This is a genomic window from Mesobacillus sp. QJM3NY_10 (assembly GCF_056173465.1).
This window is the reverse complement of the sequence record NZ_CM149675.1, coordinates 4,428,880-4,454,004: the sequence shown is the minus strand read 5'-3', so window position 1 is coordinate 4,454,004 and position 25,125 is coordinate 4,428,880. Positions and strand designations below refer to the sequence as shown.

Genomic DNA, 25,125 nt, shown 5'->3' with positions numbered 1-25,125 from the left:
TAATTTATATTCTCTTAGCGCCAATGAACCTTGGCTTCCAGTATGAATTATTGATGCTTACGATTGATACACCCTTTGAAGTCGCAGAGTGGATCATTTGTCCGTTTCCAATGTAAATGGCTACGTGGGTTACTTTCTTGCCACCACTAGTTGCGTAGAATAATAGATCGCCTGGCTGGAAGGAAGTAACTTTGGTACCTGCCTTGCTATACATTTCTGATGCTGTACGAGGTAGTTTTACTCCAGCTTTGTCGAATGAGTATGTTACCAAACCTGAGCAGTCAAATCCGCTGGTCGTGTTGCCACCCCATTTATACTTGACTCCCAAATTGCTTTTCGCAACTGAGATTGCTTTAGCTTTATAATCAGCTGTCTTAGTAACAGGTTTTGGTGCAGCTGCTTTTTTAGTAGTTTTTGGTGCAATATATTTAGAGCTTACAAAACCTGTTTTCCCTTTTGCAGATACCTTTGCCCAACCTTTTGATTGGGAAGAAACAGTTACGAGCTGGTTCTTAGGAAGTTTAGCTACAATTTTTCCGGAAGTAGCAGGTGTATTGCGCATATTTAATGATCCAGAGTTAACTTTTACATAATAAGTCGTTCCAGAGGCAGAGGCTTGATCGATAGACGGTGCGACAGTAGCTACTAAAGCGAAGAGCAACATAGATGCTAGGATTCTCTTAAACAAGTAGTTTTACCCCCGTTAATTAAAAGTTAAACCTAGTATATAGCGAAAGGGGTTACAAACAAATAACGGTGGAATTACATTTATATTACAATTTACGACAATAATTCCAAGTGGTATGACGAATTAGATAGAAAGATATCAAGAAGGGGGGATAAGGGGAATGGAAGTAGCTGAACATTGTTGTCCTTCAGTTTCATATGATCTAAAAGTTTACTAAATGGAAAGACTGCTATTTAAGGGTTCTTAACAGCAGTCTTTCCTTCTATTGATGACAACCATTTTTCTATGCTCATTCCAGCGGAATTCACTCCAATTTCATTATTCATTGATTTTTGGCTTTTTGGACTGGTTACTAATTGCTTTTAACAACCATAACTTTTCCTCGGGACTCAACATGCTCCAGCTTCCTGCTTTAACTTTCATATTTAAACACTCCTTATCAGATGTATTTTTTTTACTATTGCTTTCTGTAATCCCTATATACCGCCTTTTTCAAAAAATGAAACAACAAAAATTCCTACAAATTACCAGGTAATTCTACAAGCTAGTCCACATCTTTTGTCGAAATGCCATTGTTCAAGGATATTAAATTTTTCCAGTTTGGAATCATCTCGGTCTCGAGACCTAGAACACAGTACAAACTGAGTCTGTAGAAAAATAGCTTGTTTTGAAGTATTGTATAAGGGAGAAAACATTTTTTTACAGTGAATGAAACATTCTGTATCTTCTATTCGTATAGATAGGAAGATTCAAAACAGGAGTCGATACTAATGAATAAATTCCTTTTACGATTTATGCAAACTGGTGCGGCAATCCCTTTTTCGTCGTTCATCTGGCTGCTGGCTTATGCAGGTTTTGACCAGACGTTCTGGATGTCTTCGCTTTATGGGTTTATTGGCGGCGGAGTGATGTTTTTTGGACTGGGTTCATACATGCAAGGACGCTTTTTGGAAAAAAACAGGCTGACCATGAAGGAATACAAATATATTAAGAGAAATCTTAAAGAAGCGAATGTGAAGATCAACAGAATCCAGAAGTCGCTCTTTTCCGTCCGGCATATCCGTTCGCTGAAACAAAGGATGGAGCTATTACGGCTTGTGAAAAACATCCAGAAGCTGAGCAATCGCGAACCGAGAAGATTTTTCAAGGCGGAACAGTTTTATTTCTCACATCTTGATTCGATAACGGAATTAAGTGAAAAGTATGCTTTCCTTTCATCACAGCCCGGAAAAAACCGCGAACTGGAGCGATCTTTACATGATACACAGGACACTTTAAAGGATCTTACGAAAATCGTTGAGAAAGATTTGAATTATATGCTGGAAGAAGATCTTGACCATTTGAATTTTGAAATAGACGTGGCAAAGCATTCAATCAAGAAGCGAAATGAAATTCCTGATGAAACCAGGAGGTTAAAATAATGACGGAAAAAAATCCTGACCTATTAAAAAATACCGGAAATATTATGGATGATATCTTAACGAACCCGTTTGGCGATTCACCGGAACTGCAGCTGCAGCCCAGCCCGCAGCAACAGGACAGCAAGCCTGTTAAGCTGATTGATGTCATTCCAGAGGAAAATCGCCAGCGAGCCTATCAATTGGCTGAGCAGATTGACCCGAAAAATCACCAGGCAATGATTCAATATGGTACCCAGGCACAGGGGAAACTGCTGACTTTTTCGCATGCGATGCTTGACCATGTTCAGAAGAAGGATATCGGCGAAGTAGGGGAAATCATCAATGATTTGATGAAGCATCTCAATGATATGAATCCGGAGGAGCTTAGCACTGAAAAGCAATCTTTCTTTGCCAGGATGTTTGGCAAGATTTCGGGGTCTGTCCAGGAGATCCTCTCCAAGTACCAAAAGACTGGGGCACAGATTGACCGAATCAGCGTGAAACTCGACCGCAGTAAAAATGTCCTGCTGTCGGACATTGGTATGCTCGAGAAATTGTACGAAACAAATAAGGAATATTTCAATGCATTGAACATTTATATTGCCGCTGGAGAACTGAAGCTTGAGGAGCTGCATGAGAAAACAATTCCGCAGTTAAAAAAGTCTGCGGAAACATCTCAGGACCAGATGAAGTTCCAGGAAGTAAACGACATGATCCAGTTTGCGGACCGTCTGGATAAGCGCCTTTATGACCTTAAATTAAGCAGGGAAATCACGATCCAGAGTGCGCCGCAAATTCGCCTGATCCAGAATACCAACCAGGCACTGGTGGAAAAAATCCAGTCATCGATCGTGACAGCGATCCCGCTCTGGAAAAACCAGGTCGCGATTGCCCTGACACTGATCAGACAGCGGCATGCTGTTGAGGCACAGAAGCAGGTGTCCAAGACAACAAACGAACTATTGCTGAAAAATGCCGAAATGCTAAAGACAAATACCATCGAAACAGCTAAAGAAAACGAGCGTGGCATTGTCGATATCGAAACGCTCAAGAAAACGCAGGAAAACTTGATCACGACACTGGAAGAGACATTGAGGATCCAGGAAGAAGGCCGGACGAAGAGGCGCCAGGCAGAACAGGATTTGGCTTCAATGGAGAATGAGTTGAGATTGAAGCTGTTGGAGATAAAGGATAAGTAAAAGACGAACGGGAATTCATAATTCCCGTTCGTTTTTCTATATTGAACATTTCAGTCTGGGCGCTGCCTTTTGAATGGGTGTAACTTCACCTAATACATCCTCTACTTGATAGCTTTTATGTACCCCGGTTTTACACCAAATTGCAAAGTGTTCACAGTTATTAGATATAACGGAATATTCTTTTTTACCTAATTGGGATTTCGCTCTTTTTACTGTTTCTTCTGGAGAGTAAATCGTCATCATTTCTTCATCAGGAATACCACCAAGGGACGAGGTTACAGGGATTTTTTCTGGCCGCCTATGCCGGGACACATTGTCAAAGTCGAGTATAAAAAATTCCTTTTCATCTCTCAGAAAATGGTCCATATCTGTTTCCGTGATCTCATTTTCGCCAGATATATCAGAGTCCAGTGAGGTAAAATGGATGACTTTGTTTCTGCCACTGTAAATCCCATAATGTTCATAGAACCCGCCAATCCTATTGATCCCTAACACATCACCCTTTTGAGCCTGGGACCTCCTCTTGCGTTTCTTTCCTTCCAGAGCTCTCATTCTGTCATCAAAACTGCTATTTCCATAGTCACCGGTGCCAAGGACCGCATCTGCCTTATCACCAATTTTCTCTAGTTCATCACCTAGTCTATCAAATTTTCTTGTTACTTTTTCATCTAGCTCATCTAGTTGTTTGCTACTCTCATCTGCCCAGTCAGCAATGAAATCAAAAGTGCCTTGTTCAACTAATTTCTTAAAAAAGCTCAATATATGCCCTCCTCACCTAATGGAAAAATATACTAATTAAATGATAACATAGTTATATAGGTGAAAGGTCATGAAAAAATAAAAAGCCGGTTACCGTGGGCAACAAGCTGTATGACTACTATTATTCAAGATAGGGAAATACTCTGTTTCCATCTGTGCGGAAATGATATCAGCCAAAGATCTTCTTTCGGGGTTTATTGCCTACTTTGATAAATGTATGTCCCTCTTTACTCTTATAAAGTTTTATTCCTATGAACTTCAATGGGGTGAACACTTCTTTCATTTGTACTAATGGCATCTCAAAACCCTCCCGTGTAATAGTATACATAGATTGTAACTAAATAAAGAACGAAAATAAACGAAATGTTCTCGATAAAAAACGACGAAGGGTGAGCTTTTTGGCTAGTATTCATGATTAAATTGTTAGTAATTGTCTTTTTATGGAGGTTTTAAGGGTAAAAAGAACCATTTGTTTTTAATTTTACCAATATTTATTCCGTTTATCAGTGATTAAAGTTCCACAGGATAACCCAATCTTCTTTATATTCAACAACATACACCTCTTGCAAAAAGCTGAATCTCCCATATTTCCCTGTATATCTTTGTGTGACTTCAAACTTAAAGGCAGTATCAAATGGCTTTTCGCCCTTGGCTGCTTTCCATCCTTTCAGCTCTTCCGCTTCGCTGATTTCATATGAAAATGTTTCTGCACCAAAATGGCCAATAAATACATGTGATCGATCCTGGATGTATGCGGATTTATGAAACTTCTCCTTCATATATGGGTGGAATAGTTTCCAGGAACCAGAAAAGTTCGCATCCTGCTCGAAGGAATAGAACTGGTCGACAACTGCTTTTGCCTGACTGGAGGGCGAGCTCAGCAAAAAGCGGGATCCGAGAAACACAAAGAACAGTAGGATCGCAAGAGTTATGAAAAGGACAAGGTGTTGCTGCTTTTTCTTATGCATTGGTGGGACTCCTTTAATGTGGATGGCTTATTCCAATAATATGAGAAGGGTTTTAGGGATATACGAAATAAGTGAATTCTCGATTTTCTATTTTAAGAGCATTTTGTATAGAAAGAAGATTGGAAGAATGTTACCATTTAACAAGAATGATAGATTGAGAGGAGAAGGGGAATGAATAGATTAGTAACAATCATGCTCGCCATTTTGCTGATTACAGTGCCGTTTCAAGGTATTCAAGCAGAAGGAGCCGAGTATTATGAAAACCCGCCATTAAAGGTCATTGACCAGTATTTGACAAAGGCAGCGCTGGACCATGATGTGCCGCCGGAAATCGTCAAAGCGATAGCTATGCAGGAAAGCGCTTGGAGGCAGTTTAAGGACGGAAAGCCTTTTATCTCAGAGGTCGACGGTAAAGGCATCGGCATCATGCAGATAACGAATGATTCCCGCTTTGACATTAATAAACTTGGAACAGATATTAAGTACAATATTGAAGCTGGAGTTCAAATTCTTGACGAGAAATTCCGTGCTATCAACAGCAACAAGCTTCCAACAGTCAATAATAATGACCGGTATATCCTCGAAAGTTGGTATTTTGCAGTCCTCGCTTACAATGGTCAGGTGCAGAGCAATAGTCCGATCTTTAAGGCGACCGGTAAAACGAATACAGGGGCATACCAAGAGGAAGTCTATCGATATATAGATAATTACAACCAGGGAATTGGAGTCTATCCTTTGCCTTTTGAATTTAAGGTCGAAGATTTCACTTATTCAGGAGCACCGGATTATGAATTGATTTTTGAAGAAGACCACTATGAAGTGCCTGATCAGCTTCTAACTGAGAGTAAATACTTCTTCAAGCCTAAAGATGTTGTGTTCTCTGCTGAAGGTGCCAATATTCGTACAGCACCAACACAGGATTCAAAAGCTTTGAAAACTCTTCCTAGTGATGTAAGCGAGCCGGTAACAATTTTAAAAAAATTCGACTACGATCAATCCAAAGTGACTGAAAACATACTGGACTATCGTCAATATGTCTGGTATAAAGTTCAAGCAAAAGATGGCACCATCGGATACACATCTTCCCATGAACTCAAGCACATTGCCAGCAGGCTATCAGGTTCTGGCCGTTATGAGACAGCTGCTGCCATTTCACAGGAGGGCTGGGAAGACGGAGCGGATACAGTTGTCCTGGCAAAGGGATTTGATTTCCCGGATGCATTGGCAGGAACTCCGCTGGCATACCAGCTAGATGCCCCGATGCTTTTAACAGCAACCAATGAACTACCTTCTGCGACAAAGAAAGAGATCATTAACCTGGGGGCGAAGAGAGCGATTCTGCTCGGAAGCTCAGCGGCGATCGGTCCTGAGGTTGAAGAAGAACTTAGAAAAATGGATCTGAAGGTAGAACGCTATGGTGGAAGTCACCGTTTCGCTACGGCGATTACAATCGCAGAGAAACTTCCAGTGAAGGGGGATACGGCAATACTTGCTTACGGATTCAATTTCCCGGATGCTTTATCGATTGCTGCTTATGCGGCAAGAAATAACTACCCGATCTTCCTGACTGATAAATCGACGCTTAATACTGCTACCTTTAACGAATTAAGGAAATATACGCGCACCATAGTAGTAGGAAGCGAAGATGTAATTAACAGCAAGATTCTCAGTGGCATCCCTAATAAAACACGTTATGGCGGCAGTGATCGCTACGCAACGAATGCTGATATTGTAAGCAGGCTTCCACTTGGAAAAGAGAAGGCGTACATTGCCAATGGAATGGGCTTCGCGGATGCGTTGACAGGTGCGGTTTTGGCGGCAAAAAATAATGCCCCGCTGTTGCTATCAAACTCAGACAACATTCCATGGGCTGTTCGTAACACGATTATCCAACAGGATTACAAGCATTACACGCTGCTGGGTGGAGACAACGTCATGAATATCCAGTATGAACTAGCTGAACTTATCAAGTAGAGCAAGTAATTCGAGACAATGAGTGTAGCACTCATTGTCTTTTTTGTGAAAAAAACACAAATTTAACTAAAATGTAACAAAATGTTACTGGAAAGATATTTACAAATGTCTGGAAGTTTAATAGAATAATGTCATATTTTAGCGAACGCGGAGGATTTATTCATTGAGAGATATGAAAGTGGAAGAGGCTAGTAATCTTGATTTTGTCGAAGTGTTAAAGAACGCTTATGAAAAAGGCTTGAATGACAAAGAGATGACTGTTGAAAAAATCTTGGAAGAATTAAAGATCGACTTAAAGAATATCATCACTATATAAAATTTCAGGAGGCGGATTTCCGCCTCCTTTTTCTTATGAAAAAGTAGTTTGTAAGCTTTGAAGCTGGCGATGGTGTTCGATAGCCATTTTCTCGTGGAATTCTAATTTCATCGCAAGTTTATTGCGCAGTTTAGGGCAGATACAATCTTTAATAAGAGCTTTATTATAGCCATGCTGATAAGAATGCCAATGGTACTTAACGCGGTAAATAAGCTTTTTCATGTCAGCTTACCTCCTGGAAGTATTGGTATCTTTATATACCCCAGATTATTCGAAGGAAAACAATCGTTTATTAGGGTTTTAGTGAAATTCATTATTAATAGTAGAATAGACCCGTTACAAATATTGTAAAATCAAATAATATTAGCTTGTTAACTTAATTGAAAAAAAGGGGCGTTAATATTGAAGGCGTTTTTAAAAGTGTTATCTACAGCCACAGTCGTTGCAATGGTGTCCACTTCGTTATCGATTCCATTCGTAAGTGCCGAGGAAAGTCTCTTGAAAGACCGAATGGAAGAGAGAAAAAGCTTTGTGATTCAGCAGCTAGAGCAGGAAAATTCCCAATCATATCAATTCCAAAGCCAGTCCGTATCCTCGCAAACCGTCGTGACTGAGACGGAGTATAAACAGCAGATTGACTATAACCAGATTCACGAGTACTTTTTTACGACAAAAGGCGGAGAATTCACTGTAGAAGCACTTCATGGAAATGCTGATGACCCTTTTGGTCCTGATTATTTTATCTACGAAATGAACTCAGAGGAAATAATTGAACCTATAAATGATGCTACATTCGAATTGCCTGAGGGAGCTTATTATCTTGTGGTGATGGGCTATTCCGAAGAAAAGAGAAGCTATCAATACCGTGTTAAGGGTGCGTTCTCTACTGCACCGGACTCTGTATTGCCAAAATTGACAGTGAACAATCCAGCGTCTGCAGATACCAGACTTCCTAAGAATTCTGCGCCCAATTATCCAATATCCGGTAGTTCAGATGCCGTCTCTTTGAATGTTACACTCAATTTTGAGCAGGAAGTCGCTTTAAAAGCACCTGGTTTATTTAAGTGGGATCATTTAGTCCTGGCCCAGGGATATAATTTCATTACCTTCGAAGCGATGAAGTTAGGTGGAAATAAGGTTATTTCATTTTATTCTGTTACTCTGCCGGGAGTATCAAGAATCCAGGGGAATGACCGCTACCATGTGTCAAGCAATGTTAGCAGTACGCTTAGATATTGGGGTTATGGAAGCGGGACAGTAGTTATAACAAGGGGCGACTTATATCCTGATGCGGTTTCAGGCGGTCCTCTTGCGTTTACAGAGGACGCTCCAATCCTGCTGACGAATCCTAAGTCCCTTCCGTACTCAGTGGTGACAGAACTTGAAAATATCCAGCCTGAACGGGCGATCATTCTTGGGGGACCAGCTTCCGTATCTCCTGATGTAGAAGAACAGTTGGAAACCCTTGGGATAGAGGTAGATCGAATCGGAGGAAATGATCGTTATGCTGTTTCTGCCAGCATTGCAGAAAGAGTGTCAGATCAATGGAATGAAGGGACAGCCATCATTGCCAGCGGCGAAGCATTCCCGGATGCGCTCTCAGCCTCAACGATTGCAGGCCCATCAGGAATGCCAATCCTGCTGGTAAAGAAGGACGGCGTGCCGGCACCTATTGAAACGTTCATCAAAAATAATCCAAACATAGAGAACTTTATTATCATAGGTGGTCCTGCTGCAGTAAATGAATCAGTGGCTACAAAATTGAAACGTATACGTCCAGGTGCAGAGGTCGAACGTATTGGAGGCAGTGACCGTTATGAGGTGTCTGTGAATGTGGCGAATTACGGTATAAAACACCTTGGAATGGACGCTAGTACGCTGACGTTCGCCCGCGGGGATCTATTCCCGGATGCACTTTCGGGGGCACCTCTGGCAAACATGTTCTATGCGCCGGTAATCCTTACCCCTGCAAATAAAATGCATAGTAAAGTGAGTGCATTCTTAACAGCAAAAAGCAGTGAAATCGATAATATATATATTCTTGGTGGTACAGGTGCGGTTTCACCAGATGTAGAGAAACAATTAAATCGATTCATTAAATAACACAAAAGTCCTTCTCTATTTGGGAAGGACTTTTCGTTTGTAAAACTTTAAACATATTTTAAAGTTAGCATTTTTGGATCTTGAAGCAACTGAAAGGCTTTTAGAGACAGACCTATTTAACCCCTAGTACTGCAACGAAAACAATCGACAGAAATAGACTTAGAAGAAATGACATTACCCAATTAATTTTTCCGGTCATTTTGAGGAGAACATTTAAAACGGCACTAATGATAAAGCATGCAAAGAATACAAATATAATCATATATAATTCCATGGTTTTTTCCTCCTAGATATATACTTTCAGTTTAGTTTCCTTTTATTTAATACAAATTATATTGAGACTTATAGCTTTCGATAGAGCTTCTAAACGTGAACTTACATTCAACTTTTTAAATATTTTTGATAAATGGTATTCAACGGTGCGGACACTCATAAATAATTCTTCAGAGATTTCCCGATTATTTTTACCAGCAGATATATAATTTAGAATTTCCAATTCTCTTTTTGACAAGACATTATCCACGTTATATCCATCCGGGCTAGTATGCCTTTGGGTGGCAATAAGTTGTTCCAGTAGTGGTAGAGGGAACGAAGCATTGCCATGTTTCACAAGCTGTAATGTTAATACAAGTTCGGTAATGGAGGTTGATTTTTTTATAAATCCACTTATGCCTAAGCTGGCAAGCTGCTTAAGATGTGAGATGGATTTATCATAGAACATAACGATTCTAGCTTTAACATTTATTTTAAAAATTCTATTCACTATTTCCAGGCTTAAGGCAGTGCTTTCTAATAGATAAACATCATATCCAGAAATGACTTTCGTGTTATTACACTCTTGTAAAAAAGTAACTATAAAATCTGATTCTTTTTCCAAAAGCTGTTTTATTCCTTGCCCGAAAAGTTCGTTTTCATTAATGATTAATACCCTCGTCACATTTCACATCCCCTTAATAGATTTGTTAATTGCCCCTTTACTCACTTTAATCTTAATAGAACATTGTAATTTAGTGAAATCCGCAAATTTAGACTTTTGGGCTTTATGTTAAAAGCAACGAGATAAAATATCTGTTTTTCACCCTATATATAAAAGAAATATAACTATATTTATATTGGTGTACTCAACAAAATTAGAAAACTCCACATGCAAAACTTGCGGAGAACCTGGACCAAATTGCGGTGACAATTTACTAGAATACACTAGATAATGGTAATGAGCTCAAAACTTAATAAAGGTATACCTTTGAAAAGAATGGGGAGGAAATATAGTGAAGAAGATTCTGTTTCTCTTAACTTTTGGATTGATCTTACTTATATCAGCCAATGGTGCAAGTGCTGCTGAAAAAAATTATTATCCTACGGCCAAGGAGATTGATGTCTTAAACCAAGAACTTCAAGTACTAGTAGATAAAGCTAACAAAAAGTTGGCTAATGGTGAAAAGAACTTTGAAGTAAAAGGCAAAAATCTAAAAGTTGGTTTTAAGGAAAAGAACGTGGTTCCTGCTAGTGTGAAAGAAGGTCAATTAAACTATTCTGCAATGGCAATAGCTTCAGTTGGCTCTAAAGAGTATCAGGCATATGTAGCTAATACAAATGGGTGGAATTTCTCTCATGCAGTTGGTGGAACCTTCTCGTGGAGTGGTGATTATTTAACAGCGGTCTCCGCGCGCGCAGAAACAACGGGTACTATGTATTCTAGATCTGAATCAACGGGCGTGACAGGATTAGATGGAATAATTAATGGGACTTCAGCGAAAGTGGCAAGAGTCACTAGCAATGGCAAATTTACCGCTCTAAAATACTTACCTATTAGCTATTACACTACTCTAGTAGTTGATGTCAATGCTCCTAATCGCGACTATAGAATTGTAACTGCAAAAATCACATCATAATTTTCAATGAGGAGTTGTTAAAGTTGGTCAAAAAAATGTCTATTAAACTGTCTTCTCTGCTTATAGCATTTCTAGTAATCTTTTCGGTTGTAAGTCCAGCATCTGCTAATATGTTTATAACGAATTTCAGTGGTACTACCACCCCTAGTACTACTTCTGTACCTTCAAACTATCATCACTTTTACTCCATGAAGGAAGGCGTAAGTGTGAAATTTAAGGTTGATGAATTCATTCAAACCGCAGGTAAACAAGGAGTAACAGTGAAATTACAAAGAAGTAATGGACTTTGGTGGTCTACTAAAGTGAGTAAGACAGTTACTTCTACATCACAGGTAACTATGAACAGTAGTGCAGGAAGTGGAGATTGGAGAATTGTTGTAACCGAACTTGCAGTGCCGACAGGGTACGATAAGCCACCTCTTTACAGGGCGAAATCAACAAGATATTCAGGCACAGTAGAGGGCTATTAAGCACATCAAATATAAATTAATGAATGGGACAGCAAATCATTTTGCTGTCCCGTTATATGTTAAAAAAATACTTGAAAGACATTACCGTCCTGAATTTTGAATTTGGATTAGTTTTCTTTCCGTAGCCTCAAGAAACTTTTTTCTTTTAGAAATATAAAATGTTTCCTTGGCCTGACTATAATGTTCTAAGGCTTTTATGTTGTTGTCTAAAGCCTGATAATTCTGGCCAGCTTCATAATGAAGTTCTCCTAATAAGTACAGCAACTCTTCATTCAAGCAAAGATTAATTCCTTTGTTACAATATGAAATGGATTCTTTGAATAATTCTAATTTAAAAAGGGACTTAGCGATTCCGTAATATAGACGAATGACTACTCTTTTATCGGGTATTTCCGGCATGTTTTTTAAGTAGTTCAGGGCATTCTTATATATTTTTACAGAATGATTGAAGTCGGAAATTTCATTATAAATGATCGCTTGACTGTTCAAGATTTCAATGTCCTGTATGGAAATGGGAAGGTTGCTATTCTTCCCTTTTCCAATCATAAAAGCTGTTTCTAATAGACTTAATGATTTATTAACATCTTTTCTTATATAATACTCTACTACTCCCTTATGCCAGAGCATAAATTGATGGTTGATCGGCATCTTAAACGACAGGTGAGCTTCCTCTGTTCTTATGAGTTGTTCTACTTCTTCATAATTACGTTCCCGAATTGATTTTCTGATTTGATATTTTATTTCATTAACGTAATCAAACCTTGGATGATAGGCTTGATTATAGAAATAGTTAACATCTACCCCTAACTTATATGCGATTTCATATAAGGTAGTGCATAAAGGAATAACCTCGCCGCTCTCGATCTTACTTATTTGCGCTTGGGTACCGATTCCCTCTGCTAGCTGGCTTTGAGTGATTTGAGCTTGATTACGAAGGTATTTGATTTGCTTGCCGATTATGTCTGCCCTGTCCACTGACTATTCCCTCCCTCAAATATAACTATGATTATATTTTACCAGAATAATTACAAATATTAGGGTTTTACAGTGGTATTTCATTATTAACTTCTTAAAATGGGGAATCAGAAAAATATCCTAATGATATATTATTGTTATATAAGAACAACGGGGAGTGATGAATTATGAAAAAGATAGTTAGTATGTTTCTAGCAATGGGACTAATGGCTGCTGTAACTATAAATGGAGAATTGGTTACTCAAATTATTGAAATTCTTCAAGATCTTCCAAATCAGCATTGATCTGAATAATTTTGGCTCTATATAGAGGAGTGCTTAGAAGTTAATAGAGAAAATATCCAGGGTAGAAGCTATCAGTGGAAACGTCGTGCCAACAGGGTTGGCACGACGTTTTTATATGAATATTCCCTCTATACTAATTCTTCATATGTGACTTGTATTCATTGATTTCTCTCGCTAGTAATCCCTCACTTTTCAGTTTTCCCTCTGCATTATCATAGACAAAACTAACCCTGTAATTGCTCCATCGTTTGATGAGTATATAATAGAGTGAGTAGGTTTAACATGCACAGAAAGGAGGGAGAGGGTGAAAAAAATACTGCTGTCCATTATATTAGCTGCTCCCACATCTGCTGCACTGATCACCTTCTACGGCTATTTAACATTTGGTGCAAGCCAGGAGACAGGGTATTATGTTTATAACCCCTATTTGGACACCATTCTGATCCTAACGGTCTATCAGATTCCTTTCTATTTAATACTCGGCATTCCTACAACGTTATTGATTGACTTGATTATTAAAGAAGCAAAAATAAATAAGTATGCTTATATACTACAATTCGTTCTATATAGTATATCCGCTGTAATTGTTTCATCAACTATGTTTACTATTGAGTATCAAGGCTGGCTTGTTTTCGGGATAGCGGTACATACTTATTTCCATATCCTATCTTTTCTTAGGCGGTTAATGAAAAAATGAGTGCGAGGTCACCCTCACACTCATTTTTTTGTTTTATTTCATTGCTATTTTCGTAGAGATTGTTGTTAAAATCCTAAACCCGATTTTAACGTAATGTATCCCCATTTTTAGTTCGGTATTAGTTTTCATGCTCTTTTCTCATAAGAAGCGGCAACTTTAAGAAGGAATATAGGTGATTCAATCCAATTTTGTATTGAATAGCAACAAAGTTTGAGAAAAGAGCCTATTTCATAAGGCTCTGAAGCGTCTTTTCTGCAGACTCTGTTGATTGTGTGTTGATTTTAAGTTGCACACCTTTGGCGGGATCAAGCTGTTCAAGTGCATGTTTTTGAAGTCCTGTGCTGCTGACTTCAAGTAAAGAAAGGACATATAGCTTTCCGTCTTTCTGATATATCGCTTCTAGTTCTCCATGAAGCTGGTAATAACGGTTAAACATAAAGTCAGAGTAATCATGCTTGAAGATAAAGCTGCTGATGCCTGTGAAAAATCTATTCCGATCAAGGTCGAATGCCAGATCATCGTATGGGAAAAACAGCTCTGCAGCATAGTCTAAATTCCCTTTGAATACATGGCCCATATTATTAAATATATATTTGCCATCAGGAGAAACTTTGATGTTTGTAATAGTATCAAAATCTCCTAAATCATAATCACCATGATATGGAGAATCTTTTTCCCCTGTGATCATTCCTTCTGAAATATAATATTCGCTTATATCACGAGGAGATAAACCTGTATCAATAGAATATATTTTGCTCTGGTTAGGGCTTAACTCAAGATAACCCTGCTGGTAGATCCTTTTTCCCGATAGTTCTTCTCCCGTTACTCCTGAGTAGCTTTTTAGCTCAGTCCACTGGCCGGACCCACCGGAAACATAGATGAAACCTTGCTGGTCGACAACTATATCAAATGGATCAAGTGCAATTTCGAATTCTTTCTCCAGCTTGAATTGCTCTGCATCAACGACGGCTATTCCGCCTGATTGGTCATCGAACCAATAATCGTCATGCTCTCCATGAACGAGCGTAACATAGACTTTGTTGTTCGCAACATATAGCTGCTCCGGCATATTTTTGAATCTTACCGATTTCTGCTCTCCAGTTACATAGTTATAGGAGTGCAGGCTATTATCGTCATCGCTTAAAGAATATAAAACTGGTCTTGTCGGGTGCATCGCAGAAGCAATGATATTGTGCCCAAAGGTTTTCAATACCTTTGAATCCGGATGAAAGCTCAAGTCGATTGCGGTTTTAGTAGATACAGCCTTTTCGCCGCCAAGAATGAAATATCCCCAGTAACGGTTCTTCTTAAAATAATCTAATGTAGCCGATACAGGAGTATCAGGGTGGGTTAGGATGATATTCGCGTCAATCTTGTGGGATAACCCAGCTCCAGCGACTGCATCAGGATATTCCTCACTTGTTGGGCTTGTGCTGATTCCACGAACGATAATGACATGATTACCTAAGGCAGGATCAGCCGCTGCAAGATTGGTCATATATCGGTTGCTGCCAGCGATCCTGGTCACCTTTTTTCCTTGGTTTTGCAAGTACTGAGCAACCTGTTTTCCGACTACGCCTTCTCCGCCATAGATCAGGACTTCTTTAATATTGGCTGGCAAATTGACTGGCAGACTCGTTTTGTTCGCAAGATAAATTGGAATCTGGTTAATAGCAGAGTTGCTTGAAGCGGATAGTGCATCCGCTACGGCCATGCCGTTAACGACGATTGCTTTGGTTCCTAATGAACTTCCAGCTGTCTTATTAATATTAGCTGCAGTCTCGAAACGATTTTTTCCGCTAACTCTGATGATTTTAATATCAAGCTTCCTCAGTGTGCTTTCAACCGTAGTGCTGATGGCCGCGGTGCCTCCCAAAATATAAACTTTCGTAGCACCTAATCGTTCAATCTCATCGATGACGGATTGAGAAATTTTATTAGGATATGTCAGCAGGATTGGCGCATCAGCAGCCCCTGACAGAGAAGCTGATGATAAAGCATCCGCTGGGTTATCAGCACGGGCAATGATGACAGCATCCGCCTGCTCCCAGCCCATATTAGAAATCTGTACAGAAGTATCGACCCGGTTTGAACCTGCAATCCTCTCATAATTTGCTGCCGCAGACGCTTGAGAGGAAGCGGCGACAAATCCAGTCAGTGTAAGTAAAAAGACAAGTAAGGCAGAAAACTTAAATTTCGACAAAAAAAGACCCCCATTTTATTTATTTTTCTTCCATAACATTCCTTTTATCGACACGTATGAAGAAAACTTAAATAAAAAATGCCCTTCCAAATGGAAGAGCATTGTTCTCCGATATAATTAATTCTTAGCAACCAAATAATCCAGCATATACTGAGCCCAAAGTTCATGTCCCTTTTCATTTGGCGAACCGTTGGTCAAGTAGTCATTCATTTCTTGTGAATCCAGCTCTGGCCATGCTGTCCAGTGGTCCAGGTATGGAATGTCGTTTTCCTCAGCATATTCCTTCAATGCATCCACCTGAAGCGGATAATATTTAGCATTATATAATGGATTAGGAGGATTCAGGATCACCACTGTATTGGCATTTACCTCTTCAATATGATCTAAAACCCGCTGGACATTGATCAGTGAATTTTCCGCACCGACACCATTCGTATTATCATTCAAAGTGAATGGTTCGAAAATGATTAAGTCTGCTTCAGCCGCTGCCAGATCTTCCTGATGGTTTTCCTGAACAAAATTCAGGGAGGTGGTATCATATTTCAAAATTTCAACAATCAGGTTCTCATCACCGTATGCTTCTGTCAGTCCGTTCTTCGTCTGGTAAGCCCAGCCGTTTGGTTCGTCTCCTAAAGCGTCAGATCCGACAATCAGCACCTTATATGCTTGTCCATCTTCTTGAGCCTTCTTGAAGGTTTCTACAGCCTCTGCAGGCCAGTTTTTAGTTAGAGACAGGAGCCCATCTTCCTGCCCTGGTATATCTTCGCTCTTTTCTGTACTTTTCTCAGCAGGTTTTTCAACCGCCTTCGTTACACTAGCTCCGTCCACCTTGACAGCAGTCTTGTTGCTCCAGTGGATATTTCCCCACAGCAAGATTGCTCCGCATATGATTGCCAGTAAAGTAGTAAGAAATGATTTCATAACAGCCTCCAAAAATATTTATTTAACCATATCTCGAAACATTAAAATTTGAAAATAATTCCAATGACAAAATACCTCTTCACGTTACTTACATATCCTGTTAAATTAAGAAGTAGATTAATAAAATTACAATATCATTAAAATTATGACAAGAAAATCCAAAAAAAACAACAATTTATGATATAATACTGAGGTTTAATTCAGAATTAATGGAGGAGCAAATGGAAGAGACTATCAGCTTAAAGGAATTAATGCAGACATTAAGGAAAAGATTGAATTTGATTTTAGTAGTGACATTGATTGCAGTACTGATCAGCGGGATCATCAGTTTCTTTTTCCTGACACCTATATATCAGGCATCTACACAAATATTAGTCAACCAGACAAAGAATGACCAGGCTTCCTATAATGTCGCCGAGGTACAGACAAATCTTCAGTTAATCAATACGTATAACGTCATCATTAAGAGCCCGGCTATTTTGGAATTGGTAAGCAAAGAGTTGGATTTAGACATGGCTGCGAGCGAATTGAATGGGAAAATAAATGTTCAGAGTGAGCAAAATTCACAGGTTGTAAATATCACAGTTCAAGACCCGGATGCGAAAAAGGCTGCTGATATCGCGAATAAAACAGCTGAAGTATTCCAAAGAGAAATCGTGAAAATCATGAATGTCGATAATGTAAGCATTCTGGCAAAAGCAACAATCGTTGATAACCAATCCCCAATCAAACCTAAGCCGCTGCTTAACATCGCGATTGCATTGGTTGTTGGTTTAATGGCTGGTGTAGGAATCGCGTTCCTGATCGAATATCTCGATAACACAATCAAGACAGAACAAGATATAGAAAAAGTTCTTGGCATGCCAGTGCTCGGAGTTGTCGCTACAATCAGCGATACGAAGGAAAGAGTTAGCCGTCAGGAAAGCAATAGCAGGGTAAGAGGTGAGTCGCATGGTAAATAAAAAAAACACGAAGAAAAAACTTATGGATAATAAAAGGAAGTTGGTTACGAAGCTGGATCCTAAGTCCCCAATCTCTGAGCAGTACAGGACAATCAGGACGAATATCCATTTTTCTTCTATTGATAAAGAGATCAATACTCTCATGGTGACCTCAACTGGACCAGGAGAAGGGAAATCGACTACCGCTGCAAACCTTGCCGTTACCTTTGCACAGCAAGGAAAGCAGGTCCTTATTGTCGATGCGGATATGAGGAAGCCAACAGTGCATTATACCTTTAATCAAACGAATTCTGTCGGCTTGACAAGTGTGCTGACAAATCAGACTCCTTTGATGGATGCTGTCAAACTGACGGATGTTGCGAATTTGATGGTGCTTTCAAGTGGTCCAATTCCTCCAAATCCGTCAGAGTTATTGTCTTCGCGGGCAATGAAGCAGTTTATTGAAGAAGCATCAAAAGATTTTTCGGTGATCATCTTCGACACTCCGCCTGTATTAGCGGTGACGGATGCACAAATCCTTGCGAACCAGTGTGATGGGACGATTCTTGTTGTTAGCTCTGGGGTAACTGAACAAGATCAGGCGCTAAGAGCGAAAGATATGCTGACTTCCGCAAAGGGTAAGCTGCTGGGAGTTGTTCTTAACAATAAAAAGATGGATGGAAAAGAACAATATTATTATTACGGGGCAAACTGACACGATTCGACAAAAACATCCCCTTGTAGGTATATCAATAGAATGCTAGTATTAGAAAAGTCATAGAAAATTTACAGTTAAAAGGAAGGAGAATAGCGATGATTGACATACATTGTCACATATTGCCAGGAATTGACGACGGTGCACAGAGTATGGAAGATACCATCAAAATGGCCCGTGCTGCAGTCGGCGAAGGTATTCATACAATCATCGCCACTCCTCACCATAAAAATAGCAAGTATGATAATCCGAAAGAGTTCATTATTCCTAGAGTGGACGAAGTGAATACTGTCTTAAAGAACGAGGGAGTCGATTTGAAGGTCCTTCCTGGACAGGAAGTGCGGCTCTATGGTGACGTCATCGAGGGAATTGAAAAAGATGAAATATTGAGCTTGAATCATACTCAGTACTTATTCATTGAATTTCCTTCGAACCATGTGCCACGATACGCCGAAACACTCTTGTTCGATCTGCAATTGAAAGAAATCACACCGATCATTGTCCATCCTGAAAGGAATCAGGAAATCATCGAGCGTCCAGAGGTTTTATACAATCTCGTCAAAAAAGGCGCGTTGACACAAGTGACAGCATCGAGCGTGAGCGGTCACTTCGGGAAGAAAATCAGGAATTTCTCCTATCAATTGATAGAAGCCAACCTTACCCACTTCATTGCTTCTGATGCCCATAATGTCGGGAACCGGGGATTCAAAATGGCCGAAACGATGGATTTGATTGAATCAAAATATGGAATCGACCTAGTCTACTACTTTCAAGAAAATGCTGAGTTATTGGTTCAAGGGAATCATGTCTACCAGGAAACTCCGGAACCAATAAAAAAGAAAAAGTTCCTCGGGATTTTTTAGCCTACATCCAGAATCAACATATTAAATGTCAGTGAGACTGACCGGCGATGCCTCCTGCCCGTTACCCATGGGGGCACTCGATCATGCTGTGGGAACCCTGAGATGGGTAGCCTTAGACGCGCACGTTGTCAATAGCATGATGTGAGGGCGGGTTAGATGCCCATTGTTTGCTTATGGGGAGACTTTCTCCCTATAAGTTATTAAAAGTATTGTGAGTCAAATTTAATTGGAAGCAAGCTTAATAGATATCTGATGAAAGTACATGTCTGGACGTGGGTTTTCATTAGATATTTATTTTTGTCAGTTAGCCTTTAGTGTTGTAGAGCGTTAATAATAGAGGGGGAATACGATGAGTTACCATAAACGTCTGCTTTTTTTAGCAGGTCTCGATTCGATCATTGTTTTATCTGCGATTTACTTAAGTTACATACCACTTCATCCGTCACTTGAAACCTTTAGTTATGAACATCTTTTTTTGAGTGCGATTGTTTTGGTCAGCAGCTATCATTTATTTGCATCATTTCTTCAGCTTTATAACAAAGCATGGGAGTATGCGAGCATTGGAGAATTGGTCGGAATCTTCAGGGCAGTAACACTGGCAATTCTTACAGTAGCTCTGTTCCAGTTCGCATTCAATGTTCCTTTCTACGGAAGAGTGCTGTTTAGTGCCTGGTCCGTTCTTATATTGACAATTGGCGGATCTCGCTTTCTTTGGAGAGTCTATCGTGACCGTTATATCAAGCCTGATGATAATACGAAGCGAGTATTGATCGTCGGTGCCGGTCAAGCTGGTTCTTTACTGGCAAGGCAGCTGAAGAACAACCCTGAACTTGGGATGATAACAGCTGCATTTATAGATGATGATTCAAGGAAATACAAGCTTCAGGTATTAGGGGTTCCGGTAGCAGGAACTTCAAAGAATATCGTAGAGGCAGTCGAAAAGTACCAAATTGATCGAATTGTCATTGCGATTCCTTCATTAAAGAAAGAAGAGTTAAATCGTATCTTTGCAGAGTGTGCAAAAACTAATATAAAGACACAAATCATGCCGAAAATCGAAGACGTCATGCTTGGCAAGGTAGCAGTTAGCCAGTTCCGTGATGTAGAGGTTGAAGATCTGCTTGGGCGTGAACCAATCAAGCTGGACATCGAGGGCATTTCTGAATATGTTTCAGGTAAAACAGTCCTTGTTACCGGTGCAGGCGGCTCGATCGGATCAGAAATCTGCCGCCAGATTTGCCGATTTAATCCTGGTAAGCTCGTGCTTGTTGGCCATGGTGAGAACAGTATCTATTCAATTGATATGGAACTAAGAAATCAGTATGGACAAGCAATCGAAATCATTCCAGTCATCGGTGATGTTCAAGACCGTGACCGGATGTTTGAAGTAATGGAAGAGCATAAACCGGATGTCGTCTATCATGCAGCTGCGCATAAGCATGTGCCTTTAATGGAGTACAACCCTAGAGAAGCAGTAAAGAACAATGTATTTGGAACGAAGAATGTTGCCGAAGCAGCGGATACATTTGGGGTCGGAACATTTGTCCTTGTGTCTACAGATAAAGCAGTAAACCCTACAAATGTCATGGGATCAACAAAGCGGATCGCTGAGATGAATATCCAAAAACTGGACCAGCACAGCAAGACAAAATTCGTCGCTGTCCGTTTTGGAAATGTACTTGGAAGCCGTGGAAGTGTTATTCCTCTATTCAAGAAGCAAATTCAGGCAGGTGGTCCGGTTACGGTTACCCATCCTGATATGACAAGGTACTTTATGACCATCCCTGAAGCGTCCAGGTTGGTAATTCAAGCTGGATCACTAGCTCGCGGCGGGGAGATATTTGTACTAGATATGGGCGAACCTGTAAAGATCACAGACCTGGCTAAAAATTTAATCAGACTATCTGGTTATACAATAGAAGAAATCGGAATCAAGTACTCTGGGTTAAGACCTGGCGAGAAAATGTACGAAGAGCTGTTGAATGAAAAAGAGATTCATCCAGAGCCGATTTTCCCTAAAATTTTCATTGGGAAAGCTGTGCTGGATCAGGAAGAGGAAATCAGTTATCTTTTAGAGCGATTTGAGAATTTCACTTCTCCGCAGCTGAAAGAGTATGTGATTAATCTAGCAAATAGAAAGAAAAATAAAATTTTCCTTGTTGCAAAGTAATTGGGGGCAAAAACAGATGAGAAAAGTTAGAAAAGCAATTATTCCAGCAGCAGGATTAGGAACACGTTTCCTTCCAGCAACGAAGGCAATGCCAAAAGAAATGTTGCCGATAGTAGATAAACCGACGATCCAATACATAGTTGAAGAGGCAGTTGCTTCAGGTATTGAGGATATTATCATTGTTACTGGTAAGGGTAAACGTGCAATTGAGGACCATTTTGATTTCGCACATGAGCTTGAGCAAAATCTTTTGGAAAAAGGAAAGCTGGATATCCTTGAGAAGGTTCGTTATTCAACTAATCTTGCTGATATTCATTATATCAGGCAGAAGGAACCAAAGGGATTGGGGCATGCGGTATGGTGTGCGCGTAACTTTATAGGGGATGAGCCTTTTGCAGTGCTGCTTGGTGATGATATTGTGCAGAGTGAAACTCCGTGTCTACGTCAGTTGATTGAGCAATATGAAGAAACGCATTCTTCTGTGATCGGTGTGCAAACGGTGCCGGATGAGGAGACACATCGTTATGGGATCGTTGAACCTTCAGTTCAGAGTGAAAGAAGGTATCAGGTTGAGAATTTCATGGAGAAGCCTGCTCCTGGTACTTCGCCATCTAATCTTGCGATCATGGGTAGGTATATTCTTACTCCTGAAATTTTTATGTTTTTGGATCAGATGGAGACTGGTGCTGGCGGAGAGATTCAGCTGACGGATGCGATTCAGAAGCTAAATCAGATACAGCGTGTCTTTGCTTATGACTTTGAGGGCAAGCGGTATGATGTTGGTGAGAAGATTGGGTTTGTGAAGACTACTGTGGAGTTTGCACTGCAGGATGAAGGATTGAGATCTGAGTTGCTGGCTTATCTTGATGAAGTTATGGATAAGGAGAAAGTTAGATAATTTTATGGTACCCGGGTTCATGTAGAGTTTATTATGGGCCTGGGGTGTTTTTTGAGACTCTAAAGAATTTACCTGAGAGTTAGTATGGAGATTCTAGAGGTTGCACAATAGTTGAATTTTCGGCTGTTGTAACTTTAGGGACTTTCATCGCAATTCCTGCTTTGGGCACTTCAAGGATGAGAGTAATAGATATGTCAAGGTTAATTCGGTCTTCAGATGATTATCTTAAGTAGATTGGATTTGGTTTGTTAGTAGTTAGTTGGAGAGGGGTTGATTTCCAGATGATTCCTAACAAACTAAATATAAATTATATGCTTTAAATTAAACAAAATGAAGTGAGGGAAATTCAAATGAATTATACTGATTTGAGAAATATTCCATTCTCTCCACCGGATATAAAAGAAGCGGAGATTGAAGAAGTAATAAAAGCAATGAAGTCGGGCTGGATTACGACTGGACCGAGAACTAAAGAACTAGAATCAAGAATCGCTAAATATGTTGGCACAAACAAAGCTGTCTGCTTAAATTCAGCAACCGCAGCTATGGAGCTAACCCTTCGGATCTTAGGTATTGGACCTGGCGATGAAGTTATTACATCAGCGTATACCTATACTGCATCTGCTTCAGTTATAGAGCATGTTGGCGCGAAAATAATTTTAGTTGATACGGCACCAGATTCTTTTGAGATGGATTATTCTAAATTAGCAGATGCAATAACTGAAAAGACCAAAGCTATAATTCCAGTTGATATTGCAGGGAAGATGTGTGACTACGATACTATCTTTGAAATAGTAGAAAGCAAGAAAGAGCTATTCAAGCCCAAAAATGCTTTGCAGTGGTTATTTAATAGAGTAATTGTTATGACGGATGGTGCACATGCTTTTGGAGCAAGAAGACAAGGAATGAATTGTGGACAAGTTGCTGATTTTACTTGCTTTTCTTTCCATGCTGTAAAGAATTTTACAACTGCTGAAGGTGGAGCTGTTGTATGGCGTAATGATGGTAGTTTAGATGATGAATGGCTTTATAAGCAGTTCATGTTATATAGCCTTCATGGTCAATCAAAAGATGCGCTTGCCAAAACTCAAAAAGGTGCATGGGAATATGATATTGTTTACCCTGCCTATAAATGTAATATGACAGATATTATGGCTAGTATTGGATTAAAACAATTAGATAGATATGAAGGATTACTAGAAAGACGTAGAGAGATTATAAAAATGTATGATAGAGCACTTTTACCATTAGGTGCTCAAAGCCTTCAGCATTACGGTAAAGAATTTTCTTCTTCAGGGCATCTCTACTTATTAAGAATTCCTGAAATCACTGAAGAAAATAGAAATGAAATCATCATTAAAATGGCTGAAGTGGGTGTAGCATGCAATGTTCACTACAAGCCGTTACCTATGTTTACAGCATACAAGAATTTAGGGTTTGATATAAAGGATTATCCTAATGCTTACGAACAATATGCAAATGAAGTTACCCTTCCACTTCACACTTTATTAAGTGATGAGGATGTAGATTACGTAGTTGAGAAGTTAAAAAAGATAATTAACGAAATTTCAGGTGGGTTACAAGATGTATAAACACTTTTTTAAAAGAGTATTTGATTTATTAATAGCTATAGTGGCTCTACCAGTATGGTTTATTATCCTAGGAATTATTGGACCAATTATTTATCTTCAAGATAAAGGTTCTATTTTTTATAATGCACCACGGCTTGGCAAGGATGGTAAAGTATTTAAGATGTATAAGTTTCGTTCAATGAAAATGAATGCTCCAGACCTTAGAAATGAAGATGGATCAACTTTTAATGCAGAAGATGATCCTAGATTGACTAAGATCGGAAAGTTTATACGTAAAACAAGCCTTGATGAAACACCACAGTTGTTAAACATTATTAAAGGCGATATGAGTATTATAGGCCCTAGACCAGATTTACCTGAATTAAAACATTTATACACTGCAGAAGAGAAAATCAAGTTATCTATACGTCCAGGGATAACAGGTTATTCTCAAGCATACTATAGGAATTCAGTTACACAATCGGACAAATTAAACCAAGATGTATATTATGCGAAAAACATTTCGATAAATATAGATTTAAAAATTATTTTAAAAACTATAGAAACTGTATTATTACGAAAGAATGTTTTTAAAGGAGAAGTTAAATGAGCCAAAGTACTTACTGTTTAAAAGCATTAGACTCATGCCATAAAGAATACTTGTTAAAGTGGAACAGGGATGAGGAAATTAGAGATTTAACTGGTGCTATTTTCCCTGCTTCTCATATTGAACATGACAAATGGTTTGAGACTAAAGCTCTTAGTACTACGGAAAGAATGTGGATCATTTATTCCACTGCAAATAATCAACCTATTGGAACGGTGGGGTTAAAGAATTTTGATTATATAAATAGTAATGTAGAGTTATTTATTTATATTGGGGAGAAAGATTATTGGGGAAAAGGAATTGGGAGTAAAGCGACTTTAGAGGTGGTTAATTTTGCTTTTAATACGCTAAATCTACATAAAGTTTATCTTTATGTATTTGAATATAATAAAAAAGCAATAAATATGTATAAGAAAATAGGATTTACTATAGAAGGAGAACTAATTGATACTGTTTATCGTCATGGTAAATTTCACAATAAATTTATTATGGGAAAAATAAGGAGTAAATAGCT

Annotated in this window: 25 protein-coding genes; 16 read left to right on the top strand and 9 right to left on the bottom strand. The window is 39.2% G+C overall.

Going from position 1 to position 25,125, the window contains the following annotated elements; all coding sequences use genetic code 11:
* Nucleotides 1–4: 4 nt before the first annotated feature.
* A complete protein-coding gene (locus AC0VX7_RS22315) occupies nt 5–688 on the bottom strand; it encodes a C40 family peptidase (protein ID WP_475425981.1) in 684 nt (227 codons plus the stop codon).
* Nucleotides 689–1,458: 770 nt separating this feature from the next.
* Here AC0VX7_RS22315 and AC0VX7_RS22310 point away from each other — a divergent pair.
* Nucleotides 1,459–2,109, top strand: coding sequence for a 5-bromo-4-chloroindolyl phosphate hydrolysis family protein (locus tag AC0VX7_RS22310; RefSeq protein WP_475425980.1), 651 nt, complete (start codon nt 1,459–1,461; stop codon nt 2,107–2,109).
* Nucleotides 2,109–3,287, top strand: a complete 1,179-nt coding sequence (locus tag AC0VX7_RS22305; RefSeq protein ID WP_475425979.1) for a toxic anion resistance protein — start codon at nt 2,109–2,111, stop codon at nt 3,285–3,287. Before AC0VX7_RS22310 ends, AC0VX7_RS22305 begins: the two co-directional genes overlap by 1 nt.
* A gap of 36 nt (nt 3,288–3,323) precedes the next feature.
* On the opposite strand, the gene AC0VX7_RS22300 is transcribed toward AC0VX7_RS22305, so the two are convergent.
* The 3 genes from AC0VX7_RS22300 to AC0VX7_RS22290 form a co-directional block, all read right to left on the bottom strand.
* Nucleotides 3,324–4,046: a lecithin retinol acyltransferase family protein gene (locus tag AC0VX7_RS22300; protein ID WP_475425978.1), complete on the bottom strand. Its 723-nt coding sequence runs from the start codon at nt 4,044–4,046 to the stop codon at nt 3,324–3,326.
* A 169-nt stretch (nt 4,047–4,215) separates the two neighbouring features.
* Entirely contained in the window at nt 4,216–4,344 is a 129-nt protein-coding gene (locus AC0VX7_RS22295) for a hypothetical protein (protein WP_475425977.1), read from the bottom strand.
* A 205-nt stretch (nt 4,345–4,549) separates the two neighbouring features.
* Nucleotides 4,550–5,014: a hypothetical protein gene (locus AC0VX7_RS22290; RefSeq protein WP_475425976.1), complete on the bottom strand. Its 465-nt coding sequence runs from the start codon at nt 5,012–5,014 to the stop codon at nt 4,550–4,552.
* A 171-nt stretch (nt 5,015–5,185) separates the two neighbouring features.
* Between AC0VX7_RS22290 and AC0VX7_RS22285 the strand changes: the two genes are divergently transcribed.
* Nucleotides 5,186–6,988: a cell wall-binding repeat-containing protein gene (locus tag AC0VX7_RS22285; protein ID WP_475425975.1), complete on the top strand. Its 1,803-nt coding sequence runs from the start codon at nt 5,186–5,188 to the stop codon at nt 6,986–6,988.
* 172 nt (nt 6,989–7,160) lie between these two features.
* Entirely contained in the window at nt 7,161–7,304 is a 144-nt protein-coding gene (locus tag AC0VX7_RS22280) for a YwzD family small protein (RefSeq protein WP_475428224.1), read from the top strand.
* Between the two features lie 33 nt (nt 7,305–7,337).
* Here AC0VX7_RS22280 and AC0VX7_RS22275 read toward each other — a convergent pair whose 3' ends face one another.
* Entirely contained in the window at nt 7,338–7,526 is a 189-nt protein-coding gene (locus AC0VX7_RS22275) for a hypothetical protein (RefSeq protein ID WP_475425974.1), read from the bottom strand.
* A 180-nt stretch (nt 7,527–7,706) separates the two neighbouring features.
* Here AC0VX7_RS22275 and AC0VX7_RS22270 point away from each other — a divergent pair, with 180 nt between their 5' ends.
* On the top strand, nt 7,707–9,407 hold the full coding sequence (locus AC0VX7_RS22270) for a cell wall-binding repeat-containing protein (RefSeq protein ID WP_475425973.1): 1,701 nt from the start codon (nt 7,707–7,709) through the stop codon (nt 9,405–9,407).
* A 316-nt stretch (nt 9,408–9,723) separates the two neighbouring features.
* Here the strand turns inward: AC0VX7_RS22270 and AC0VX7_RS22265 are convergent, their stop codons facing one another.
* Complete coding sequence (locus AC0VX7_RS22265; RefSeq protein WP_475425972.1) at nt 9,724–10,344, bottom strand: response regulator transcription factor; 621 nt, start codon at nt 10,342–10,344, stop codon at nt 9,724–9,726.
* Nucleotides 10,345–10,675: 331 nt separating this feature from the next.
* Here AC0VX7_RS22265 and AC0VX7_RS22260 point away from each other — a divergent pair, with 331 nt between their 5' ends.
* Nucleotides 10,676–11,299 (top strand): hypothetical protein, encoded by a 624-nt coding sequence (locus AC0VX7_RS22260; RefSeq protein WP_475425971.1) that lies wholly within the window; start codon nt 10,676–10,678, stop codon nt 11,297–11,299.
* A 302-nt stretch (nt 11,300–11,601) separates the two neighbouring features.
* Nucleotides 11,602–11,769, top strand: coding sequence for a hypothetical protein (locus tag AC0VX7_RS22255; RefSeq protein WP_475425970.1), 168 nt, complete (start codon nt 11,602–11,604; stop codon nt 11,767–11,769).
* Nucleotides 11,770–11,850: 81 nt separating this feature from the next.
* Here AC0VX7_RS22255 and AC0VX7_RS22250 read toward each other — a convergent pair whose 3' ends face one another.
* Entirely contained in the window at nt 11,851–12,744 is an 894-nt protein-coding gene (locus AC0VX7_RS22250) for a helix-turn-helix domain-containing protein (RefSeq protein ID WP_475425969.1), read from the bottom strand.
* Nucleotides 12,745–13,332: 588 nt separating this feature from the next.
* On the opposite strand from AC0VX7_RS22250, the gene AC0VX7_RS22245 reads away from it, so the two are divergent.
* The gene (locus tag AC0VX7_RS22245) at nt 13,333–13,725 is read left to right on the top strand and encodes a hypothetical protein (RefSeq protein ID WP_475425968.1); all 393 of its coding nucleotides are present in this window, start codon (nt 13,333–13,335) and stop codon (nt 13,723–13,725) included.
* Between the two features lie 223 nt (nt 13,726–13,948).
* On the opposite strand, the gene AC0VX7_RS22240 is transcribed toward AC0VX7_RS22245, so the two are convergent.
* Together AC0VX7_RS22240 and AC0VX7_RS22235 are read right to left on the bottom strand one after the other, a co-directional pair.
* On the bottom strand, nt 13,949–15,928 hold the full coding sequence (locus AC0VX7_RS22240; protein ID WP_475425967.1) for a cell wall-binding repeat-containing protein: 1,980 nt from the start codon (nt 15,926–15,928) through the stop codon (nt 13,949–13,951).
* A 117-nt stretch (nt 15,929–16,045) separates the two neighbouring features.
* On the bottom strand, nt 16,046–16,849 hold the full coding sequence (locus AC0VX7_RS22235; RefSeq protein WP_475425966.1) for an SGNH/GDSL hydrolase family protein: 804 nt from the start codon (nt 16,847–16,849) through the stop codon (nt 16,046–16,048).
* A gap of 221 nt (nt 16,850–17,070) precedes the next feature.
* Between AC0VX7_RS22235 and AC0VX7_RS22230 the strand changes: the two genes are divergently transcribed.
* The 8 genes from AC0VX7_RS22230 to AC0VX7_RS22195 all read left to right on the top strand — a co-directional run bounded on the left by AC0VX7_RS22230 (nt 17,071) and on the right by AC0VX7_RS22195 (nt 25,123).
* A complete protein-coding gene (locus AC0VX7_RS22230) occupies nt 17,071–17,811 on the top strand; it encodes a YveK family protein (protein WP_475425965.1) in 741 nt (246 codons plus the stop codon).
* On the top strand, nt 17,801–18,505 hold the full coding sequence (locus AC0VX7_RS22225) for a CpsD/CapB family tyrosine-protein kinase (RefSeq protein WP_475425964.1): 705 nt from the start codon (nt 17,801–17,803) through the stop codon (nt 18,503–18,505). Before AC0VX7_RS22230 ends, AC0VX7_RS22225 begins: the two co-directional genes overlap by 11 nt.
* A gap of 98 nt (nt 18,506–18,603) precedes the next feature.
* Nucleotides 18,604–19,368 (top strand): tyrosine-protein phosphatase, encoded by a 765-nt coding sequence (locus AC0VX7_RS22220; protein WP_475425963.1) that lies wholly within the window; start codon nt 18,604–18,606, stop codon nt 19,366–19,368.
* Between the two features lie 349 nt (nt 19,369–19,717).
* On the top strand, nt 19,718–21,538 hold the full coding sequence (locus AC0VX7_RS22215; protein WP_475425962.1) for a polysaccharide biosynthesis protein: 1,821 nt from the start codon (nt 19,718–19,720) through the stop codon (nt 21,536–21,538).
* A 16-nt stretch (nt 21,539–21,554) separates the two neighbouring features.
* Complete coding sequence (galU, locus tag AC0VX7_RS22210; RefSeq protein ID WP_475425961.1) at nt 21,555–22,436, top strand: UTP--glucose-1-phosphate uridylyltransferase GalU; 882 nt, start codon at nt 21,555–21,557, stop codon at nt 22,434–22,436.
* A gap of 350 nt (nt 22,437–22,786) precedes the next feature.
* Complete coding sequence (locus AC0VX7_RS22205; RefSeq protein ID WP_475425960.1) at nt 22,787–24,025, top strand: DegT/DnrJ/EryC1/StrS family aminotransferase; 1,239 nt, start codon at nt 22,787–22,789, stop codon at nt 24,023–24,025.
* Entirely contained in the window at nt 24,018–24,614 is a 597-nt protein-coding gene (locus AC0VX7_RS22200) for a sugar transferase (RefSeq protein ID WP_475425959.1), read from the top strand. Before AC0VX7_RS22205 ends, AC0VX7_RS22200 begins: the two co-directional genes overlap by 8 nt.
* On the top strand, nt 24,611–25,123 hold the full coding sequence (locus AC0VX7_RS22195; protein ID WP_475425958.1) for a GNAT family N-acetyltransferase: 513 nt from the start codon (nt 24,611–24,613) through the stop codon (nt 25,121–25,123). Before AC0VX7_RS22200 ends, AC0VX7_RS22195 begins: the two co-directional genes overlap by 4 nt.
* Nucleotides 25,124–25,125 lie beyond the last annotated feature (2 nt).

What these genes read in the sequence shown, in the direction of transcription:
- AC0VX7_RS22305 (WP_475425979.1), top strand. Translation starts at nt 2,109, where the DNA reads ATGACGGAAAAAAATCCTGACCTATTAAAAAATACCGGAAATATTATG.
- AC0VX7_RS22195 (WP_475425958.1), top strand. Translation starts at nt 24,611, where the DNA reads ATGAGCCAAAGTACTTACTGTTTAAAAGCATTAGACTCATGCCATAAA.
- AC0VX7_RS22225 (WP_475425964.1), top strand. Translation starts at nt 17,801, where the DNA reads ATGGTAAATAAAAAAAACACGAAGAAAAAACTTATGGATAATAAAAGG.
- AC0VX7_RS22275 (WP_475425974.1), bottom strand. Translation starts at nt 7,526, where the DNA reads ATGAAAAAGCTTATTTACCGCGTTAAGTACCATTGGCATTCTTATCAG.
- AC0VX7_RS22200 (WP_475425959.1), top strand. Translation starts at nt 24,018, where the DNA reads ATGTATAAACACTTTTTTAAAAGAGTATTTGATTTATTAATAGCTATA.
- AC0VX7_RS22235 (WP_475425966.1), bottom strand. Translation starts at nt 16,849, where the DNA reads ATGAAATCATTTCTTACTACTTTACTGGCAATCATATGCGGAGCAATC.
- AC0VX7_RS22290 (WP_475425976.1), bottom strand. Translation starts at nt 5,014, where the DNA reads ATGCATAAGAAAAAGCAGCAACACCTTGTCCTTTTCATAACTCTTGCG.
- AC0VX7_RS22220 (WP_475425963.1), top strand. Translation starts at nt 18,604, where the DNA reads ATGATTGACATACATTGTCACATATTGCCAGGAATTGACGACGGTGCA.
- AC0VX7_RS22285 (WP_475425975.1), top strand. Translation starts at nt 5,186, where the DNA reads ATGAATAGATTAGTAACAATCATGCTCGCCATTTTGCTGATTACAGTG.
- AC0VX7_RS22295 (WP_475425977.1), bottom strand. Translation starts at nt 4,344, where the DNA reads ATGCCATTAGTACAAATGAAAGAAGTGTTCACCCCATTGAAGTTCATA.
- galU (WP_475425961.1), top strand. Translation starts at nt 21,555, where the DNA reads ATGAGAAAAGTTAGAAAAGCAATTATTCCAGCAGCAGGATTAGGAACA.
- AC0VX7_RS22310 (WP_475425980.1), top strand. Translation starts at nt 1,459, where the DNA reads ATGAATAAATTCCTTTTACGATTTATGCAAACTGGTGCGGCAATCCCT.
- AC0VX7_RS22280 (WP_475428224.1), top strand. Translation starts at nt 7,161, where the DNA reads ATGAAAGTGGAAGAGGCTAGTAATCTTGATTTTGTCGAAGTGTTAAAG.
- AC0VX7_RS22205 (WP_475425960.1), top strand. Translation starts at nt 22,787, where the DNA reads ATGAATTATACTGATTTGAGAAATATTCCATTCTCTCCACCGGATATA.
- AC0VX7_RS22215 (WP_475425962.1), top strand. Translation starts at nt 19,718, where the DNA reads ATGAGTTACCATAAACGTCTGCTTTTTTTAGCAGGTCTCGATTCGATC.
- AC0VX7_RS22230 (WP_475425965.1), top strand. Translation starts at nt 17,071, where the DNA reads ATGGAAGAGACTATCAGCTTAAAGGAATTAATGCAGACATTAAGGAAA.